The organism is Mesorhizobium sp. WSM4813 (assembly GCF_055811555.1).
Window position 1 is genome coordinate 13,172 of record NZ_JBVVQU010000018.1, and the last position, 17,984, is coordinate 31,155.

At 61.3% G+C, this 17,984-nt stretch carries 18 protein-coding genes; 11 read left to right on the top strand and 7 right to left on the bottom strand.

Going from position 1 to position 17,984, the window contains the following annotated elements; genetic code table 11:
- Positions 1-161 precede the first annotated feature (161 nt).
- Positions 162-851, top strand: a complete 690-nt coding sequence (locus AC0L25_RS12460) for an HAD family hydrolase (protein WP_473595758.1) — start codon at positions 162-164, stop codon at positions 849-851.
- Positions 852-890: 39 nt separating this feature from the next.
- Here the strand turns inward: AC0L25_RS12460 and AC0L25_RS12465 are convergent, their stop codons facing one another.
- Positions 891-1,562 carry a hypothetical protein gene (locus AC0L25_RS12465; RefSeq protein ID WP_473595759.1) on the bottom strand — a complete coding sequence of 224 codons (672 nt, stop codon included), beginning with the start codon at positions 1,560-1,562 and terminating at the stop codon, positions 891-893.
- 127 nt (positions 1,563-1,689) lie between these two features.
- On the opposite strand from AC0L25_RS12465, the gene thrC reads away from it, so the two are divergent.
- From thrC to AC0L25_RS12485, 4 genes are read left to right on the top strand one after another with little or no spacing between them, the layout of a single operon-like run.
- Positions 1,690-3,087 carry a threonine synthase gene (gene thrC / locus AC0L25_RS12470; protein ID WP_473595760.1) on the top strand — a complete coding sequence of 466 codons (1,398 nt, stop codon included), beginning with the start codon at positions 1,690-1,692 and terminating at the stop codon, positions 3,085-3,087.
- A 14-nt stretch (positions 3,088-3,101) separates the two neighbouring features.
- Entirely contained in the window at positions 3,102-4,394 is a 1,293-nt protein-coding gene (locus tag AC0L25_RS12475; RefSeq protein WP_473595761.1) for a M16 family metallopeptidase, read from the top strand.
- 15 nt (positions 4,395-4,409) lie between these two features.
- Positions 4,410-5,006: a GNAT family N-acetyltransferase gene (locus AC0L25_RS12480; RefSeq protein WP_123147085.1), complete on the top strand. Its 597-nt coding sequence runs from the start codon at positions 4,410-4,412 to the stop codon at positions 5,004-5,006.
- Positions 5,007-5,009: 3 nt separating this feature from the next.
- Positions 5,010-7,898: an EAL domain-containing protein gene (locus tag AC0L25_RS12485; protein WP_473595762.1), complete on the top strand. Its 2,889-nt coding sequence runs from the start codon at positions 5,010-5,012 to the stop codon at positions 7,896-7,898.
- Positions 7,899-8,059: 161 nt separating this feature from the next.
- Here AC0L25_RS12485 and AC0L25_RS12490 read toward each other — a convergent pair whose 3' ends face one another.
- Both AC0L25_RS12490 and AC0L25_RS12495 read right to left on the bottom strand, forming a co-directional pair.
- Entirely contained in the window at positions 8,060-8,986 is a 927-nt protein-coding gene (locus tag AC0L25_RS12490) for an oxygenase MpaB family protein (protein WP_473595763.1), read from the bottom strand.
- 167 nt (positions 8,987-9,153) lie between these two features.
- Positions 9,154-9,417, bottom strand: coding sequence for a DUF4242 domain-containing protein (locus tag AC0L25_RS12495; protein ID WP_473595764.1), 264 nt, complete (start codon positions 9,415-9,417; stop codon positions 9,154-9,156).
- 151 nt (positions 9,418-9,568) lie between these two features.
- On the opposite strand from AC0L25_RS12495, the gene AC0L25_RS12500 reads away from it, so the two are divergent.
- From AC0L25_RS12500 to AC0L25_RS12510, 3 genes are all read left to right on the top strand, one after another.
- A complete protein-coding gene (locus AC0L25_RS12500; protein ID WP_473595765.1) occupies positions 9,569-10,447 on the top strand; it encodes a LysR family transcriptional regulator in 879 nt (292 codons plus the stop codon).
- Positions 10,448-10,604: 157 nt separating this feature from the next.
- Complete coding sequence (locus AC0L25_RS12505; protein WP_473595766.1) at positions 10,605-11,414, top strand: class I SAM-dependent methyltransferase; 810 nt, start codon at positions 10,605-10,607, stop codon at positions 11,412-11,414.
- Between the two features lie 486 nt (positions 11,415-11,900).
- Positions 11,901-12,878: a transglycosylase SLT domain-containing protein gene (locus AC0L25_RS12510; protein ID WP_473595840.1), complete on the top strand. Its 978-nt coding sequence runs from the start codon at positions 11,901-11,903 to the stop codon at positions 12,876-12,878.
- 123 nt (positions 12,879-13,001) lie between these two features.
- Here AC0L25_RS12510 and AC0L25_RS12515 read toward each other — a convergent pair whose 3' ends face one another.
- Positions 13,002-13,610 (bottom strand): YqgE/AlgH family protein, encoded by a 609-nt coding sequence (locus AC0L25_RS12515; RefSeq protein ID WP_023799312.1) that lies wholly within the window; start codon positions 13,608-13,610, stop codon positions 13,002-13,004.
- A 169-nt stretch (positions 13,611-13,779) separates the two neighbouring features.
- Here AC0L25_RS12515 and AC0L25_RS12520 point away from each other — a divergent pair, with 169 nt between their 5' ends.
- The 3 genes from AC0L25_RS12520 (at position 13,780) to AC0L25_RS12530 (ending at position 15,859) form a co-directional block, all read left to right on the top strand.
- Positions 13,780-14,586: a protein-disulfide reductase DsbD domain-containing protein gene (locus AC0L25_RS12520; protein ID WP_473595767.1), complete on the top strand. Its 807-nt coding sequence runs from the start codon at positions 13,780-13,782 to the stop codon at positions 14,584-14,586.
- A 120-nt stretch (positions 14,587-14,706) separates the two neighbouring features.
- A complete protein-coding gene (locus tag AC0L25_RS12525; RefSeq protein ID WP_473595768.1) occupies positions 14,707-15,207 on the top strand; it encodes a redoxin family protein in 501 nt (166 codons plus the stop codon).
- 172 nt (positions 15,208-15,379) lie between these two features.
- Entirely contained in the window at positions 15,380-15,859 is a 480-nt protein-coding gene (locus AC0L25_RS12530; RefSeq protein ID WP_473595841.1) for a DUF2938 domain-containing protein, read from the top strand.
- Positions 15,860-15,862: 3 nt separating this feature from the next.
- Here AC0L25_RS12530 and AC0L25_RS12535 read toward each other — a convergent pair whose 3' ends face one another.
- From AC0L25_RS12535 to AC0L25_RS12545, 3 genes are read right to left on the bottom strand one after another with little or no spacing between them, the layout of a single operon-like run.
- A complete protein-coding gene (locus tag AC0L25_RS12535) occupies positions 15,863-16,456 on the bottom strand; it encodes a histidine phosphatase family protein (RefSeq protein WP_473595769.1) in 594 nt (197 codons plus the stop codon).
- Positions 16,457-16,496: 40 nt separating this feature from the next.
- Entirely contained in the window at positions 16,497-17,024 is a 528-nt protein-coding gene (gene rnhA, locus AC0L25_RS12540; RefSeq protein ID WP_473595770.1) for a ribonuclease HI, read from the bottom strand.
- Positions 17,021-17,983 carry a homoserine kinase gene (locus AC0L25_RS12545; RefSeq protein WP_473595771.1) on the bottom strand — a complete coding sequence of 321 codons (963 nt, stop codon included), beginning with the start codon at positions 17,981-17,983 and terminating at the stop codon, positions 17,021-17,023. Before AC0L25_RS12545 ends, rnhA begins: the two co-directional genes overlap by 4 nt.
- Position 17,984 lies beyond the last annotated feature (1 nt).

Consider the following 17,984-nt stretch of genomic DNA (forward strand, 5'->3'; position numbering starts at 1 on the left):
AAGCACGCGTTACTTTTTACTCCCTGTTATGGTTACCGATCAGCGTAAACATTCGGTGAAGGCTGAGGGTTCAGAGCGCAGGTAATTTGCGAAGCCCGGCCTGTTGGTGTATGCCGCGCCGCCTGAACCGCCTCAGCCCCCCTCCCGCTTTCCGGACCGCTATGCCCCAGCCAGACCTTGTCATCTTCGATTGCGACGGCGTTCTCGTCGATTCCGAAATCATTGCCGCGCGCATCGAAGCCGAGCTTTTGACGTCGGCCGGTTACGAGATATCGGCTGAGGAGCTTTCAAAAACCTATGCCGGGCTGACCTTCAAGGACATCATGATGCGGGTCGAGGAAAAATCCCGCGTCCCGTTCCAGGCCTCGCTGATCGATCGCGCCGAGGACCTGGTCGACCGCCGGCTGCGCAGCGAGGTGCGCGCCATCGACGGCGTGCACGAGGCGGTCGCCGCGGTGACGGCGCCCCGCTGCATCTGCTCGAATTCACGCACCGAGCGGATCGAATTCATGTTGGAAAAGGTGCGGCTGCTGCCGTTTTTCACGGGGCACATTTTTTCGTCACTGGAAACGCCGAGCGGAAAATCCAAGCCGGCGCCCGACGTGTTTCTCTTTGCCGCAGAAAAGCTCAAGGCCGATCCGGCGAACACCTTCGTCATCGAAGATTCCGTGCATGGGGTGACCGGCGCCAGGACAGCCGGCATGCGCGTGATCGGCTTCACCGGAGCCGCGCACAGCTATCCCGGGCATGCCGACGCGTTGACGGAGGCCGGCGCCGAAACGGTCATCCGCCGCTGGGCGGAGCTGAAAAGCGTGATTGCCGCCCTGTCGGAATGGTCCGCGGATGCGTGATGCATGCGCCTCCGGCCGGAGGCGGCTCAAATGCCGCCGCTATTCGGCCGCGGCAATCTTTTTGTCGGCCTTCTTCGCCGGGCCTTCGTCATAGCCGGCGTACGCCTGATAGTCCCGCGCGGTGGGCTCGGGAACGACAACGTTCGAATCGGTGAACACGAACTGGGTGGCACTCGAGGGATTGGTGACCTGGACCTGATGTTGGTGAAGCTGCGAGTAAAGGACCTCGGTGCCATGCATCACAGCGATACGGATCGGCATCGTGATGGTGCCCGGGCTGAACATCGGTCCCGGAACGACCTTGCCGGCAACGGCGATCTTCATCGTCAGCGAGCCGTTGGCACGGGCGCAGTCGCGGGTCACGTCGGTGATCGAGGCCTGATAGATAATCTTGGCGGAATCCTCCTGCTGATCGCTGCCCGCTTCAAGCGCGGCAGCTTCGGCGTCTTCGGCGGCTTTTTTCTTGGGCTTTTGGCTGCCCTTGGCATAGGTGTTGAAGTAGGCAGTGCCGTCGCGCAGCGTCACTTTCGGACAGTAGGCCTGCAATTGGCTGGCGAGAACCTTGGGGTCCGGCGGTGGTGGCGGTGTCGTGTCCGTCTTTCCGAAGCCCAGGATGCCATTGCCGCCTGATTGGCAGCCGGCGACGGTAAGCATAAAGCCAGTGAGCGCCAGACTCGCGACAAAACGACCGTTGAGTGTATGAAACGCCATGAACTGGACTTCCCTCTCGCAAAGCGGGTGACGTATATCAACCGCGCGGCAAAAATGCGACTGATCAAGTGCGGAAATTAACCACTTTGCCGCGGACGAAACCGCCCGGCAGCAATGGAAGATGATGATGCAATATGTGAGTACCCGCGGGGAAGCGCCCGTGCTTGGATTTTCCGACGCGGTGCTGGCGGGCTTGGCGCGCGATGGCGGTCTCTATGTGCCTGACACCTGGCCGCAGTTTTCGGCGGCAGAGATTCGCGCCATGCGCGGCCTCGCCTATCCCGACCTCGCCATCCGCGTGCTGTCGCCGTTTCTCGGCGACGAGATCGCGATGCCGGTTTTCGAACGCCTGGTGCGCGAAGCCTATGCGACCTTCCGTCACGAGGCGGTCTGTCCGCTGGTGCAGACCGGCTCGAACATGTTCGTTCTGGAACTCTTCCATGGCCCGACGCTTGCCTTCAAGGACGTGGCAATGCAGCTTCTCGCCCGGCTGATGGACCATGTGCTTGCCGAATGCGACCAGCGCGCCACCATTGTCGGCGCCACGTCCGGCGACACCGGCGGGGCTGCAATCGATGCCTTCGCCGGGCGCAATCGCACCGACATCTTCGTTCTTTTCCCGCACGGCCGGGTCTCGCCGGTGCAGCAGCGGCAGATGACGACGTCCATCGCCCCCAATGTCCATGCGCTGGCGGTCGAAGGCAATTTCGACGATTGCCAAGGCCTGGTGAAGGACATGTTCAACGATCACGGTTTTCGCGACCGGGTGTCGCTGTCCGGGGTCAATTCGATCAACTGGGCCCGCATCATGGCCCAGATCGTCTATTATTTCTCATCGGCGCTGTCGCTCGGCGCGCCCGACCGGCCGGTTTCCTTCACGGTGCCGACCGGCAATTTCGGCGACATCTTCGCCGGCTACGCCGCCAAGAAGATGGGGCTGCCGATCGAGCGGCTGATCATCGCGACCAACGACAATGACATTCTGGCGCGCACGCTGTCGAGCGGCGACTATCGCACGAAAGGCGTCTTTTCGACCACGTCGCCGTCGATGGACATCCAGGTTTCTTCGAATTTCGAGCGCTTGCTGTTCGAGGCGGCCGGCCGCGACGCCTCGACCGTGCGGCGCTACATGGGCGGCCTCAAGCAGTCCGGCGCCTTCACCATTGAAGCCGGCGAGATCGCCAAGATCCGCTCCGAATTCGATGCCGGCCGTTCGACCATGGACGAAGTCGCCGCAACGATCCGCTCAACGCTCGCAGCCAGCGACTATCTGCTTGACCCGCACACGGCCGCGGCCATGCATGTTGCGGCTGCGAAGGCCACCAATGCCGTGCCGATGGTCGTGCTGGGCACTGCCCATCCGGCAAAATTCCCTGCCGCCGTCGAAGCCGCCAGCGGCGTGTCGCCTGCCCTGCCCGCATGGCTACGCGGGTTGATGACATCAGAGGAAAAATACACGGTACTTCCATCCGACCTGAAAATGGTGGAAGATTATGTTAGCCGCCACACGCGGGCGGCAAGTTAGGGAGTATTTGCTATATGGGTGTTGAGGTAAGCCGTCTGTCGAACGGCCTGACAGTCGCCACCGAAACCCTTCCAAGCCTCGAATCCGTCGCTCTTGGTGCCTGGATCAAATCAGGCGCCCGCAATGAGCGTAACGAAGAGCACGGAATGGCCCACCTGCTTGAACACATGGCGTTCAAGGGAACCAGAAGGCGCAGCGCCTTCGAAATCGCCTCGGAAATCGAGGATGTCGGCGGCGAGATCAATGCCGCTACCAGTGTCGAGACCACCTCCTATTATGCCAGGGTGCTGAGCGACGACGTGCCCCTGGCCGTCGATATCCTCTCCGACATCTTGCAGGAATCCGAGTTCGACCCGCAGGAACTGGAGCGCGAGCAGCATGTGATCCTGCAGGAGATCGGCGCCGCGCACGATACGCCCGACGACGTCGTCTTCGACCACTTCACCGAGACGGCCTTCCGCCACCAGACAATCGGCCGCTCCATCCTCGGCACGCCGGAAACCGTCAAATCCTTCACCTCGAAGCAATTGCACAAATTCATCGAACGGCAATATGGCGCCGAGCGCATGGTGGTGGTCGCAGCCGGCGACATCAAGCACGACAATTTCGTGCGCGAGGTCGAGAAGCATCTCGGCGGTTTCCGCAGCAAGTCCGACAAGACGATGCCGCAATTTGCGCAATATGTCGGCGGCGATTTCCGCGAGGACCGCGACCTGATGGACGCGCAGATCGTGCTGGGGTTCGAGGGCCGCGCCTATCATGTACGCGACTTCTACGCCTCGCAGGTCCTGTCGATGATCCTTGGCGGCGGCATGTCGTCGCGTCTTTTCCAGGAGGTCCGCGAAAAGCGCGGGCTGTGCTATTCGGTCTATGCCTTCCACTGGGGCTTTTCCGACACCGGCATATTCGGCGTCCATGCCGCGACCGGGCAGAGCGACATCGCCGAACTGGTGCCGGTGGTTATCGACGAGTTGCAGAAGGTTGGCGAGAGCATCCTGCAGGAGGAACTCGACCGGGCACGCGCCCAGTACCGCGCGGGCCTGATCATGTCCGCCGAAAGCCCGGCCAGCCGTGCCTCGCAGATCGCCCGGCAAATGCTTCTGTTCGGCCGGCCGATCGCCAAGGAAGAGCTGATGGAACGGCTGTCGGCGCTGACGGTCGAGCGGCTGACGGACCTGTCGTCACGGCTGTTTTCGACTAAGCCGACGCTGACTGCCGTCGGACCAGTGGGTACGCTCGCTCCCTATGAGGCGGTTCTCGAATCGCTATCGGGCACGCAGACCACGGCCCGAAAGCTCGCCGGCTAAGTCCATCAAAGCGTCATGTTCGCGCTCCCTTTCTTTCGCCGTGACCTGCCGGCACTGAAGGGTGACCGGGTCACGCTGCGCGTGCCGCTGACCAACGACTATCGCGAATGGTCGGTGCTGCGCGGGGAAAGCCGCGCCTTCCTGGAGCCGTGGGAGCCGCGGTGGAACCCCGACGAGCTCGACCGCACGGCATGGCGGCATCGCCTCAGCCGCTATCGCGAAGACTATGCGCAGGGAACCGCCATAGCCTTCTTTATCTTCGAGAAAGGCAATGGCAAGCTTGTCGGTGGAATCACCCTCGGCAATATCCGCCACGGCGTCGCGCAAAGCGGCCATATCGGCTACTGGATCGGCGAACGCTACAGCGGCCGTGGCCTGATGACCGACGCGGTCAAGGTGGTGACGCGCTTCGCCTTCGATACGCTGAGGTTGCACCGGATCGAAGCTGCCTGTATTCCCGACAACGCCCGGTCGATCCGCGTGCTTGAAAAAGCCGGATTCCGGCGCGAAGGACTTCTGCGATCCTATCTCAGGATCAATGGCATCTGGCAGGACCATTACCTCTACGCCCGGATCGAGGACGATCCGCCGGGCGCGGGAACGAAGGACTGATTTTTGACGAATTTCCTGCGAATCGGGTCGTTGTTCGCCTTTGTGCTGACGGCTATCGTCGTGCTCTGCGCGGCGTCCTCGGCCTTCGCCGTCGAGCCGATCAAGATCGCCCGCGACGATGTGGCGCTGGACCTTTCGGGCGCCGTCGAAATCTACCGCAACCAGGGCGAGAACTTCCAGGTGTCGACCGCGCCGGGTCCGGACGGCATCGTGCGGCGCATCGAGGTCGAGGCCAATGATGCGCGCTCGACCGGCGACTGGGCGGTGTTCGCGCTTGCCAACACCACCGACCAGCAGCTCGACAGGCTGATCGTCGCACCGCATTTCCGGCTGGTGAATTCCGGCATTTTCTGGCCGGATCTCGGCTCGACCCGCATTGCCGCGATCACGCCCAGCGAGGGCTTCGCGCTCGACCGCCAGACCAGCCCCGACGCCGATGTGTTCCGGGTGACGCTGAACCCCGGAACGGTGATCACCTTCATTGCCGAACTTGCCTCGCCCAAACTGCCGCAGGTCTATCTATGGGATCCGGAATCCTACAAGGACTCCGTCAACTCTTACACGCTGTTTCGCGGTATCGTCATCGGCATCGCCGGCCTCCTGGCGCTGTTCCTGACCATCCTTTTCGTCGTCAAGGGGACCTCGATGTTCCCGGCAACCGCAGCACTCGCCTGGGCGGTGCTCGCCTATATCTGCATCGATTTCGGCTTTCTCAACAAGGTTTTGGAAATATCGCCCGGCAACGAGCAGATGTGGCGAGCCGGAACGGAGGTGGCGCTTGCGGCGACCTTCGTGGTGTTCCTGTTCGCCTATCTCAACCTCAACCGATGGCACGGCCATTTCAGCTACGGCGCGCTGGTCTGGATTCTGGGGCTGGTACTGATCGCAGGCGTTGCAATCGTCGATCCGGCGGTCGCCGCTGGCATCGCCAGGCTGTCCTTCGCCGCCACCGCGCTGACCGGCCTCGGCCTGATCATCTTCCTCGGCATACGCGGCTACGACCGTGCCATCATGCTGGTGCCCAGTTGGGTCATGGTCCTGTTGTGGCTATGCGGGTCGTGGATGGCGATCACCGGCATGCTCGACAACGACATCGCCCAGCCGGCATTAGGCGGCGGGCTGATCCTCATCATCCTGCTGATCGGCTTCACCGTCATGCAGCACGCCTTTGCCGGCGGCGCACTGCATCAGGGCCTGTTCTCCGATCTCGAACGGCAGGCGCTGGCCGTCGCCGGATCGGGCGACACGGTGTGGGACTGGGACGTCATGCGCGACCGCGTCGTCACCAGGCCGGATGTCAGCATCCAGCTTGGCCTTGCGCCTGACAGTCTGGGCGGAGCCGCCCGCAACTGGCTGCCGGTGCTGCATGCCGATGATCGGGACACGTTCCGCACAACGCTCGACGTGGTGCTCGAACACCGGCGCGGCCGTGTGTCGCAGAATTTCCGCCTGCGCGGTGCCGATGGGCACTATCACTGGTTTTCGCTGCGCGCCCGGCCGGTGATCGGATCGGACGGCGAGGTCATCCGCTGCGTCGGCACCATGGTCGATGTAACGGAGCAGAAGAAGTCCGAGGAGAGGTTGCTGCACGATGCCGTGCACGACAATCTGACCGGCCTGCCGAACCGGGAATTGCTGATGAACCGGCTGGAGGCGATCATCTCGATTGCGCGCACGGAAGAGAAGGTGCGTCCGACCGTCTTCGTCATCGATATCGACCGGTTCAAGCAGGTCAATGACGGGCTCGGCATCTCGGCCGGCGATACCATCCTGCTGACCATTGCGCGCCGGCTGCACCGGCTGCTTAAGCCGAAGGATTCGCTGTCGCGCTTTGCCGGCGACCAGTTCGCACTGATGCTGCTTTCCGAACAGGACCCGGCCCGCATCGCAGCCGTTGCCGACGCCATCAAGCATGCGATCAACAATCCGATCACCTTTGCCAAGCGCGAGATCGTGCTGACCGCCTCGATCGGGCTGGTCACCTGGACCTCGGCGCAGAGTTCGGCCGAGGATATGGTCAAGGACGCCGAGCTTGCCATGCACCAGGCCAAGCGTTTCGGCGGCGACAGGATCGAGCCGTTCCGCCCCGCCTTCCGGACCGTGGGCACCGACCGGCTGCAGTTCGAGTCCGATCTGCGCCGCGCCATCGAACGGCGCGAATTCACACTCGCTTACCAGCCCATCGTGCGGCTCGAAGACGGCAGCGTTGCCGGCTTCGAGGCGCTTTTGCGCTGGGACCATCCGCGCCGCGGCATGATCCCGCCGGGCGATTTCATCCCGGTCGCCGAGAGCTGCGGCCTGATCGTGCAGCTTGGCTTGTTCGCCATGCAACAGGCCGCCGAAGATCTGGCCGGATGGCAAAAGCAGATCGGCGACGCGCCGCTCTCGGTTTCGGTCAACCTGTCCAGCCGTCAGCTCATCCGCCGCGATCTGGTCAGCGACGTCCGCTCGGTGATCGCGCGGGCCAATCTGAAGCCGCGCTGCTTCCGGCTCGAACTCACCGAATCGCTGGTGATGGATAATCCCGAGCAGACAGCCCATGTACTGAACAAGCTGAAGAAGCTTGGCATTGGCCTGTCGCTGGACGATTTCGGCACCGGCTACTCATCGCTGGCCTATCTGACGCGCTTCCCCTTCGACACGATCAAGATCGACAAGAGCTTTGTCGACGACGCGACACCGAAACGCGCGGTGCTGCTCAAATCCATGGTCAACATGGCGCATGAACTCGGCCTTTCGGTCGTGGCCGAGGGCATTTCGGACGAAAGTGATGCGCTCGAACTGCGCCAGATGGGCTGCGAATATGTGCAGAGTTTCATGTTCGGCGCGCCGATGCCCGGCGATCAGGTGCTGAAGACGCTGAAGGAACAGTATCCGCTGACTCGGGCTTGATTTTGTGCAAGTCGGTTGTCCCAAAACCGCTGCGCACTTTGGGCGTGCCAGGGGTCTGCTTCCGGTGCTCGGAGGTTGCGAGTAACCCGTTTTGGTCACGCGGTATCGAAAACTAAATTTGCTATCCGCGGCGCGGCTCCATCAATGTTGGAAAGCCTGAATTAACGTCGGCGATAGAGATAGCTCTCGGAAAGGCCGAGGCGACGGCACGATTGAACGGCGGGGGATGAAGGGAGGACGATGCTCTCGCAGATTGCAGCCGTTGTCTTCACAAAAGCACGCTCCCACGGCTTCAACGTCCAGCGGTCGCCGAGTGCCAAGCGCGTGCGAACCCAGCGGGGTAGGATCTCGACTGCCGCCTTCAGAAATGGCCGCTGAAGCGGTCGAGCCACTCCCGGCAAGGCGGGAACGTCTACCATGATCTCCAGGAACTCCGAGACGATCGGCGACGGGACGAGTCTTTGCCGCATCACATCGAACAGCGCGTAAAGCTCGGCCTGCGACTTGGGCGCGCCGGCCGCACCATAGAGAAGCGCGACGGGGCGAGCCTCAGCAGACATCGCGTCCCGTTCGAAAAAACGCAGACGATGCACATAGACGTGATACGCCTCCATGAAACCAAACCCGGCCGTCGCTTGCACCCAATTCAGCAACTCCGGGTCGGTGGCGTGGTATGGCTCACCTTCGCTGGTTCGACCCGAAACGCGCCCATGCGTCCTGACTACACCTTCAATCATGGCCGTAGCCTTGGTTCGAGGGCCATAGACCGTAACCAAGGCAGCGAGGCCAGTACGCTGCAATCGTCGGAGCGCCTGCGAGCGGAATGTGCTGTGCTGCCAAATGGCGTCGCGAACCCGCGGCTCTGCCAATTCGAGCAGTACCGCCGTAACCCCGCCGATGAACAGCGCAACAGGGTTCTTGAAAATACGCCAGGACACCGAGTTGGGCGGTAACAGCGCCGGCTCGCCTTCCGGGGTCGAGAAGTCCATCTGCGATCCGAGCCGCTGGCGCATGAACGACTGCGCAAGAGTATCCACACGGCGCTCAAGGGGGCGAGGCAGAGGAATGATGCCCGAATTGCCAAACATGGTACGCCTCCGTCCCCTGGCAACAACAAGCGTTGAACCCGTGGCTAGCGGATGCTGCATGCACGAACGTCTTGGCCTTTCCGTCGTTCCAAATATCAGTCTGGCGCTGCGCATGATCCGCCAGAACACCGGGCCCGGATGGTCATCACGAGCCCGGTCGTGCTGCCTTATGGGGTAAGATCGAGCGCCGGCACGATTCTGTGATAGGGCAGCCCCGCATCGTCGTTTAGACGCTTCACGTCGGTATCGGAGGCAGCGTCAAACAGGCACATGCAGCGCCCGTCCTCCGGTGCGAAGGTCGAGCGCAGATAGCTGATGTCGGTGCCCTTGGACGACATCTCGGCGGCCTTGCTGATCGCCGCCTTCTGCGCATCTCCCAGCGCTTCCATGCTGATGCCCTTGAGGTCGCGTTCCACCATGTAAACAGTCATTTCCAGATCTCCTCCTGTGAACAGTGACCACAGGAGTTGAATACAGCGGCGGGCGAAAGAGAACGACATTTTTTCTATCGATCGATAGCCGACAGTTATCGATGAAAGGATTACAATGCCGTTTCGTGGAACCGCCTCGGGAGGGCTCGCCATGGAGATGTTTCAGGTTCGCTACGTGCTTGCCGCCGCGAAGATGTTGAACTTCACCAAGGCCGCCACCGATTGCAATGTGTCTCAACCGGCGCTCACCAAAGCGGTCAAGACGCTCGAGGATGAGCTTGGCGCGCCGTTGTTCCACCGCGAGGGAAAACGCATCCTCCTGAGTGAGTTCGGGCGCTCCATTCTGCCGCATCTTCAGCAGATCATGCAGGAGGCCCACGCAACCAGAACGCTTGCCGATAATTTCAGGCTGCTCAACCAGGTGCCGATCCGCCTCGGCGTCATGTCGACCATCGGCCATGTGAAGCTCGCCCGGTTCCTGGCAAAGTTCCAGCGCGACTATCATGGCGTCGAGCTTGAAATTAGCGAGGCGAGCGTTCAGGAACTGAAAAACAGGCTTGAGCAAGGCGATCTCGATCTGGCCGTTCTCAATCCGCTGGAGGGATTGGGAGCGGCTTTCCGCGTCCATGATCTCTACAGTGAGCGCTACGTCGTCGTATTCGCGCCGGATCACCGACTTGCGAGCCTCAATGCAATCAAGTTGGTCGATCTCTCTCAAGAACCCTATGTCGATCGTCTGTCCTGCGAAATGCGGGACCTGGTGATGGGTGTGTGCCGGGAAAGAAACGTTAGCCTTTATGCCCGCTTTCGTTCCGAGCGCGAGGATTGGGTCCAATCAATGGTGCTGGCGCGGATCGGCTTCGCCTTCATGCCTGAATATTCGGTGACATCGCCTGAACTTCTGCAGCGTCCGCTGATCGAACCCGCGGTGGCACGCACGGTGTCCCTGGCTAGCGTTCCGGGCCGGCCCTATAGCCCGGCGACGGCGGCAATGGTCCGAGCTGCCCAAACGTTCGATTGGCCGGGCTAGGCGTTTATTGCTGAAACTGGAGCTACTGCTGATTTGAGATGCCTTCTCTTTTTCTGCGAAACGACTGCAACTTTCTTGCTTCGTTGGAATCGCGCTCGGCCAAGGAGCGCGGAGAAAGGCTCGCGATGGCCGGATGGAAATTTGAGGGAGGACGATCATGACCTTGCCCAGCTACGCAATGAACCAGGCAAGTTTCCCGGAGATGTACGAGCGGTGGCTCGTCGGCCCTCTCTTCCGTCCATGGGCCGAGATGGCTCTTGACGAGTTGGAGTTGTCTTCGGGCGATCGCGTGCTCGATATCGCTTGCGGAACAGGAATAGTGGCGCGCGTTGCAAGACAGCGGCTCGGTGAAGCCGGACATATCGTCGGCGTCGACATCAGCCCGGACATGCTCGCCGTGGCGCGCGCCGTAGAACCAGCCATTGACTGGCGCCAGGGCAATGCCGGCGAGCTGCCTCTGCGTAATGGTGAGACGTTCGACGTGGTCATCTGCCAGCAAGGACTGCAGTTCTTTCCTGACAAACCCGCGGCGGCGGCGCAGATGCGTCGCGCGCTGGCGAAGGGTGGCAGGCTGGCGATCGCCACGTGGCGCCCGGACGACGAAATCCCGTTCTTTCGCGAACTGCGCCGCGTAGCAGAGCGCCATCTGGGCGCCATCGCCGATCAACGGTACAGCTTCGGGGAAGCGGCTCCACTTGAGGCGCTGCTGCGAGACGCCGGCTTCCGCGAGGTCCGATCAAGGATTATTTCGCGCACCATCCATTTCGGGGAAGGCGTACCTTTCCTGCATTTGAATACGATGGCGCTGGTCGGGATGAGTTCCTTAGCCAAGGAATTGGGTGATCAGGAACGCAAGCGCGTCGTGGAGGCGATCGTGAGCGAGAGTGCGCCCGTGCTGCAGCCATACACCATCGGGTCGGGACTGGCCTTCGAGCTCAGCACCAATCTGGCGACAGCCAAAGGCTAAATGATCTCTCACCAGCGGAGAACTCGTTCGCTCGAGTATTGTGCCGAGAATGGCTGCTCATTCACAATCTGCCGTTCGAGAACCGAAAGGATTGCCCCGCTGCGGTCGAGGGCAGACCACCTCAGGGAATCCCTGGTCGCAATCGAGAGGCTTCACAAGCAACGTATCGCTACGCCGCCGTCGATTAAAACCAGTTTGTTTTACAGTCGAATTATTTTGCCGCACTGTGGCCATTGTGCCGCCATTATCCATGACTAGTTGAATGAAGCACTGACCGTTCTTCTTGTCTTTTTCGACGTTGACGGCTCAACGTTGGAAATAGACCTGCCCCAAAGTATCTGGGCGGCTAGACAAGGAACGGAGGGGGACCTGGCGTCACTCCAAAGAACATTTGAATTCTTTGCTTGCGGAGCCGTAATCCTTTCGGTTGGCCGGCCTTTGTCGAAAAGGGTCGCGGGGCTTGGCCTGGCGGCGACAGTGGCAGCCATGCCATGGCCGGTCTATTCGGGAGTCCTGGTCAACGGCGTGACCGAAGCCGCGGTTGCCACTGCTGTTCCGTTCTCGGCTCTGAGTTTCCCCTCGGCCGCGCCCGAGTTCGACATCATCGATCCAGACACCATATCGACCTCTGAACACGAGTGGGAACGCACGCTGGCCCAGGCATTGAAGGGCACCGTCTCCATCCTTTCCGAAGGCGCGGAACAGATCGTCATGGGCATGTCGATGCACGAGTTCGGCGAGTACAAGGTGTCGCAGCACATCGCCAGCGAAATCCTTCGTGCAGCCAAGGACACCCAATTTCCTGCCGATACGCTTTTTGCGATCGCCGAGAAGGAATCCTCCTTCGACATCAACAATCGCCCGTCCAAAGGGTCGGCGCTTGGTCTTATGCAATTCCTCGACCAGACATGGCTCGAGGCGGTGAAGAAGTACGGTGCAGAATTCGGCTTGGGCGACGAAGCGGAACTGATCCGGACCCGCCCCGAGGGCAAACGCGAATACCATTTCGTCGAGGACAAGGCCGAAGAACAGCGCATCCTTGAATTCAGGCGCGATCCCTATCTGTCGGCGGCACTTGCGGCCAAGAACCTTCTCGCAGCCAAGCAACGCATAGAAGCTCGTCTTGAGAAAGCCATGGATGAAAAGGATCTCTACCTACCCCATTTCCTTGGCACCAACGGGGCAGCAGCGCTCCTGTCGAATGCCGATGAGAAGCCCAATGCCACGGCCAGCAAAATCTTCCCCCAGGCAGCACGCTTCAATACTGCGGTCTTCAAAGCCGAGGGAAAACAGCTCACCGTCGGCCAGTTTCACCAGCGCCTGCGCTCCTTCCTGGAAGCCCGCATCGGCAAATACAGCGATGTCGAAACGCGCGTGAAGGAGGCTGACCTGTCCTGGACGTCGGGTTTCGAGAATCTCGTCTACGATCTGGGCAAACAGCTGGCGACGGCAGTGCGACGGTAACCAGCCAGGTATCGGTTTTCACCTCTAATGCGCGTCGCGTTTGATCGGCCTCACGCGACGCGCTTTAGGTTGTTGTTTTATGCATGTCGCGCAAAACCGCTCCACACTTTTGCGCGACATGCGTTAGGCGTGACCAGCGGCCAGGCTGAGATGCGCGAGGTCGATACCGATCGAAGCGAGTATCCGGTCGTATTTGCGCTCGATGTCGGTATCGAACAGAAGCTCCGCATTTGCCGGACAGGTCAGCCAACCGTTCTCGGCGATTTCGCTTTCCAGCTGACCGGCGCCCCAGCCCGAATAGCCGAGCGCCATCAGCGCGTGCCGAGGCCCACGGCCCGACGAAATGGCGCGCAATATGTCGACGGTCGCGGTCAGGCAAATGTCGTCGGAGACGGCCAGCGACGATTCCACGCGGTAGTCGCCCGAATGCAGGACGAAGCCCCGGCTGCGGTCCACCGGTCCGCCGTTGCGGACGACGAAGTCGCGGGCCTGCGCGGGCAAGCGGATCGCTTCCTGTTCGTTCATGATGCCGAGTTGCACGAGCAGATCCGGAAACAGCATCTGCTGTGTCTGGTTGATGACCAGGCCCATCGCGCCTTCGTCGCTGTGTGCGCAAATATAGATGACGGAGCGCGTGAAGCGGTCGTCCTTCATGCCGGGCATGGCAATCAGGAACTGGTCGTCGAGAAAGCCGCGTCCCGCGGCCATCTTCTTGTGGCGCAACAAGTCCATGAGGGGGAGCGTAACGCGTTTCTGGAGCGCCGAAAAGATGCGCCGCGCGCGATTTGGCCGCAGATGTGCATCCAAGGCACGCAAAGCTGTGCCCGAGGTCACGCAAATATGATAGCAGCGACGCCATGAAGTCATTGCGCAGCCATGAACGGACGCTCAAATCACCGCCATGCAAAGCTTTAAAGTCCTGCTGCTCAGCGCCGCTGTTGGATGTGGAACCGGTCTTCCCGCCGCAGCCACCTCGTCGATCTGGTACGATAGCGAAGGCGGCAAAGTACGCCTTGTGACCAGCGGCAAGCCCGACACAGCCGGGCGCATCCATGGCGTCCTCGATATTTCGCTCAAGCCTGGCTGGAAAACCTACTGGCGCGATCCGGGCGACGCGGGCGTGCCGCCGCAAATCGATATCTCGGCCAGCACCAACATTGCCAGCGCGACGTTTTCGTTTCCACCACCCCAGCGCCACGACGACGGCTCTGGCAAATGGGCCGGCTACGACCATCCGGTTTCGCTGCCGGTAACGTTCACGCTGTCGGCGCCGAACGAGCCGGCCGTCATCGATGCCGATATCTTTCTCGGAATTTGTGAGACGATCTGCATCCCGGTGCAAACGAAGCTGACCATCGATCCGGGCTCCGATCCGGACAATGTCGAAGACGCCGCTTTGGTGAAGGCGGCCCTTGCAACGCTGCCTGCTCCCGCAAGACCCGATTTCGGCGTCAATATCCTGCCGGGAGACCGCGAGACACTGATTGTCGAGGCGAGCTTTCCGGGCAATCCCAACGGAGCGGATCTCTTCGTCGCCGGCGAGCGGGACTACATGTTCGGCGTGCCGGCCCGCAGCGAGAAGGACGGCAAGCTGGTGTTTACCGTGCCGATCCTCGACAGGCCGACGGCGACGCCGACGGATGGCGGACTTTACTACACGCTGACAACTGCGGCCGGCGCCGTCGAAGGCCTGCTGCCGTTCCCTTGATCCCCTGCCAAGGATGTTCAGGTCGAACATCCTTTGCTCCAGCCACCCCGACAGTTGCGGGGAACGGCTGAATTCGCTATCGCAAGGACACTCCCATCCATTTGTCAAACGAGGACCACGATGATGATTGCCGTTGGCGACAAGCTGCCCCAAGCAACCTTCAAGACGATGACTGCCGACGGCGCAAAAGCGATCACGACGGCCGAGATTTTTTCGGGCAAGAAGGTGGTGCTGTTCGCTGTTCCCGGCGCTTTCACGCCGACCTGCTCCAACAACCATCTGCCCGGCTTTCTGGACAATTACGACGCCATCCTGGCGCGCGGCGTCGACACCATCGCCGTCGTCGCCGTCAACGATGTTCACGTGATGGGCGCCTGGGCGCGCTTCAGCGGCGGTGAGGGCAAGATCCTCTATCTTGCCGACGGCAATGGCGATTTCGTCAAGTCGATCGGTCTCGACGCCGACCTTTCCGGCGGTGGCATGGGGCTGCGCTCGAAGCGGTTTTCGATGATCGTCGACGACGGCAAGGTCGCCGCGCTCAATGTCGAGACAAAACCTGGTGTCGATGAATCCGGTGCGGCTCACATTCTCGGACAACTTTCGGACTTGGCGACAGCATAGGCCAAGGTTCTCAAGCTCCTTTGGCCTGACGATCACGCTTGTTTGGGCAGCTGCGCGTCCAATTGGGCGTGCAAAGAACGATCCAAAACTTCTGAGCCGCATGATCCCAACAAAACTGGTTCCGGTTTCGGGCTAGCTGTTCGGAGTTGCCCGCTTTTGGGGGACCTCAATGATGTTTGACTACTGCTGGCGCGCTGTCACGATTAGGATCGGCGCCACGGCGCTCATGGACCTCTGGGCGATTTTCCTGAACACGGTGTTTGCTCAGCCGCGGCCGAACTGGGGACTGGTTGGTCGCTGGGTCTGGCATCTGAGGGACGGCAAGGTCTTCCATGACGATATCGGCGCGGCAGCACCCTATGCGCATGAAGCAGCGCTGGGCTGGGCCTTCCACTATTTTGTCGGCATCGTCTACGGCATCATTCTGGCCGTTTTGGCAGGAGCGGCGTGGCTGGCCGCGCCGACCTTCCTGCCGGCCTTCATCCTCGGCATCGTCACCGTAGGTGCCGGCTGGTTCCTGCTGGCGCCCGGCATGGGCGCCGGCTGGGCCGCGTCAAAGCGCCCCAACCCGATGCAGATCCGCGCCCTCAACCTCGTGTCGCATACTGTGTTCGCGCTCGGACTTTTCGGCACGGCGCTGCTAATCCGTTAGCAATTAATCGTCGCGGAGCTGCGCCAGCCTGTCGATCGGCCGCCATCCGTGGACAACGCGACGCGCGCGGATATCGTACGCGAAATAGTTCCCGCCGCCCGCTGGCTGATCCGCCTCGCGGCTGATCTCCCGCCCGCCGAGAGAAAGCAGCAGAAGCGTCCCGACACCTCCGTGGCCCACGAAAGCAACGTCGGCGGCGTCATCTGTGCCGAGCACAGTGTCTACCTCGCTCAGAATCCGATGCTGAGCATCGATTGCCCGCTCCCATCCGCGAATGCTGCTGTATGGATTGGCGAAGAATTGGTCCGCGACCGCTTCGAACTCCGCAGGCGGTAGGAAACCGGTTGCCGACCGGTCATTCTCATGCATCCGTTCCCTCACCTCGACCTCAAGACGGAGATGCCTTCCGAGTATCTCGGCGGTTTCTATCGCCTTGCGTTCACCCGATGACACGATACGCCGGATCGACCGAACCCACGGCTGATCGAGCATTGCAGACGTTCTCGCTCGCCCGATGTCGGATAGCCCCCAGTCTGGCACTGGAACATTGGCATCGATCCGAACCTGGGGATGCGTGATGTAGTATGCGATCGGCATGATAGGTCTTCCTGCCAGACAGCGGACCCACAGCGGGAATTCAATAACTCTGGGTCGAGCGCCGTGGCTTTGCGATCGCCGGCTGCTTCGACTGGGGACCTGGCTTCGGCGTCGCAGTCTTGATGGGGCCTTTTTTGAACGGCGCCATGCCGAGCCGTGCCAGCTCGTCGGCACGCTCGTTCTCCCGATGGCCGGCATGGCCCTTGACCCAGTGCCAGACGACCTGATGACGGTTGCGCGCCTCGTCGAGTGCCTGCCACAGCTCGGCATTCTTCACCGGTTGCCTGGCGGCGGTCTTCCAGCCGTTGCGCTTCCAGCCGTCGATCCAGCTGAAAATGCCGTCCTTGACGTAGTTGCTGTCGGTATAAAGATCGACTGAACAGGGTTCTTTCAGCGCATTGAGCGCCGAGATCGCGGCCAAAAGCTCCATGCGGTTGTTGGTGGTTGCAGCCTCGCCGCCCGACAGTTCTTTCGTGACGCCGTTGTAGCGCAGGACAGCGCCCCAGCCGCCAGGCCCCGGATTGCCCGAACAGGCACCATCGGTGAAGATCTCGACGCGCTTGGTCATGTCAGCCCGTATTCAAAAGGGGATTTGATCGCCCGGTGGAAACGCATGCGTCTGATATATTCGGTCGGGTCGCGTTTCACGACCAGCCCGCCGTTGGCAATGGTCAGCCAGTCGTAAAGCCGGGTCAGCATGAAACGCAATGCCGAGCCGCGCGCCAGCATCGGCAACGCAGCTTTCTCTTCGCCGCTCAACGGCCGCACGCTTTGGTAGCCGGCAAGCAGCGCCGTGCCCTTGGTCAGGTTGAAGGAAAAATCCTTCTCGAAGCACCAGGCATTGAGGCAGGTAGCGACATCATAGGCGTAGAGATCGTTGCAGGCGAAATAGAAGTCGATCAGCCCCGACAGTTTCTCGCCGAGGAAAAAGACATTGTCCGGGAAAAGATCGGCATGGATGATGCCTTCCGGCAGGCCGTTCGGCCAGTTCCGCTCGAAATCGGCGAAGTCGGCATCGACCTCGGCCGCCAGTCCCGGCTCGACCTCGTCGGCGCGAAGACGAGAGGCGCTCCACAGCTTGCGCCAGCCATCGATGGCAAGGGCATTCGGACGGGTCATCGGAAAGTCGGCGCCGGCCAGATGCAGCGCCGCCAGCGCCTTGCCGACCTCGCCGCAATGCGCTGATGTCGGCCGCCGCAGCGAAACGCCTTCGAGGAAGGTGATGATGACCGCTGGTCGGCCGGCAAGCGTTCCGATGACGTCGCCATCGTGCGCGGTCACCGGAAGCGGGCAGGAAATGCCCTTCCTGGCGAGATGGCTCATGAGGCCGAGGAAGAACGGCAGGTCGGCCTTGTCGACGCGCTTTTCGTAGAGCGTCAGGATGTAGGAGCCGCTGGTCGTGTGCAGCAGGAAATTCGAGTTCTCGGTGCCTTCGGCGATGCCCTTGTAGGACAGGAGATCGCCGACTGGATAGGCCTTCAGGAACGCGCCGAGCTCGCCTTCGTTGACGTCGGTGTAGACCGCCATG

What these genes read in the sequence shown, in the direction of transcription:
- AC0L25_RS12475 (WP_473595761.1), top strand. Translation starts at nt 3,102, where the DNA reads ATGGGTGTTGAGGTAAGCCGTCTGTCGAACGGCCTGACAGTCGCCACC.
- thrC (WP_473595760.1), top strand. Translation starts at nt 1,690, where the DNA reads ATGCAATATGTGAGTACCCGCGGGGAAGCGCCCGTGCTTGGATTTTCC.
- AC0L25_RS12465 (WP_473595759.1), bottom strand. Translation starts at nt 1,562, where the DNA reads ATGGCGTTTCATACACTCAACGGTCGTTTTGTCGCGAGTCTGGCGCTC.
- AC0L25_RS12460 (WP_473595758.1), top strand. Translation starts at nt 162, where the DNA reads ATGCCCCAGCCAGACCTTGTCATCTTCGATTGCGACGGCGTTCTCGTC.
- AC0L25_RS12500 (WP_473595765.1), top strand. Translation starts at nt 9,569, where the DNA reads ATGGAGATGTTTCAGGTTCGCTACGTGCTTGCCGCCGCGAAGATGTTG.
- AC0L25_RS12505 (WP_473595766.1), top strand. Translation starts at nt 10,605, where the DNA reads ATGACCTTGCCCAGCTACGCAATGAACCAGGCAAGTTTCCCGGAGATG.
- AC0L25_RS12480 (WP_123147085.1), top strand. Translation starts at nt 4,410, where the DNA reads ATGTTCGCGCTCCCTTTCTTTCGCCGTGACCTGCCGGCACTGAAGGGT.
- rnhA (WP_473595770.1), bottom strand. Translation starts at nt 17,024, where the DNA reads ATGACCAAGCGCGTCGAGATCTTCACCGATGGTGCCTGTTCGGGCAAT.
- AC0L25_RS12515 (WP_023799312.1), bottom strand. Translation starts at nt 13,610, where the DNA reads ATGGACTTGTTGCGCCACAAGAAGATGGCCGCGGGACGCGGCTTTCTC.
- AC0L25_RS12495 (WP_473595764.1), bottom strand. Translation starts at nt 9,417, where the DNA reads ATGACTGTTTACATGGTGGAACGCGACCTCAAGGGCATCAGCATGGAA.
- AC0L25_RS12530 (WP_473595841.1), top strand. Translation starts at nt 15,380, where the DNA reads ATGTTTGACTACTGCTGGCGCGCTGTCACGATTAGGATCGGCGCCACG.
- AC0L25_RS12525 (WP_473595768.1), top strand. Translation starts at nt 14,707, where the DNA reads ATGATGATTGCCGTTGGCGACAAGCTGCCCCAAGCAACCTTCAAGACG.
- AC0L25_RS12520 (WP_473595767.1), top strand. Translation starts at nt 13,780, where the DNA reads ATGCAAAGCTTTAAAGTCCTGCTGCTCAGCGCCGCTGTTGGATGTGGA.
- AC0L25_RS12535 (WP_473595769.1), bottom strand. Translation starts at nt 16,456, where the DNA reads ATGCCGATCGCATACTACATCACGCATCCCCAGGTTCGGATCGATGCC.
- AC0L25_RS12510 (WP_473595840.1), top strand. Translation starts at nt 11,901, where the DNA reads ATGCCATGGCCGGTCTATTCGGGAGTCCTGGTCAACGGCGTGACCGAA.
- AC0L25_RS12545 (WP_473595771.1), bottom strand. Translation starts at nt 17,983, where the DNA reads ATGGCGGTCTACACCGACGTCAACGAAGGCGAGCTCGGCGCGTTCCTG.
- AC0L25_RS12490 (WP_473595763.1), bottom strand. Translation starts at nt 8,986, where the DNA reads ATGTTTGGCAATTCGGGCATCATTCCTCTGCCTCGCCCCCTTGAGCGC.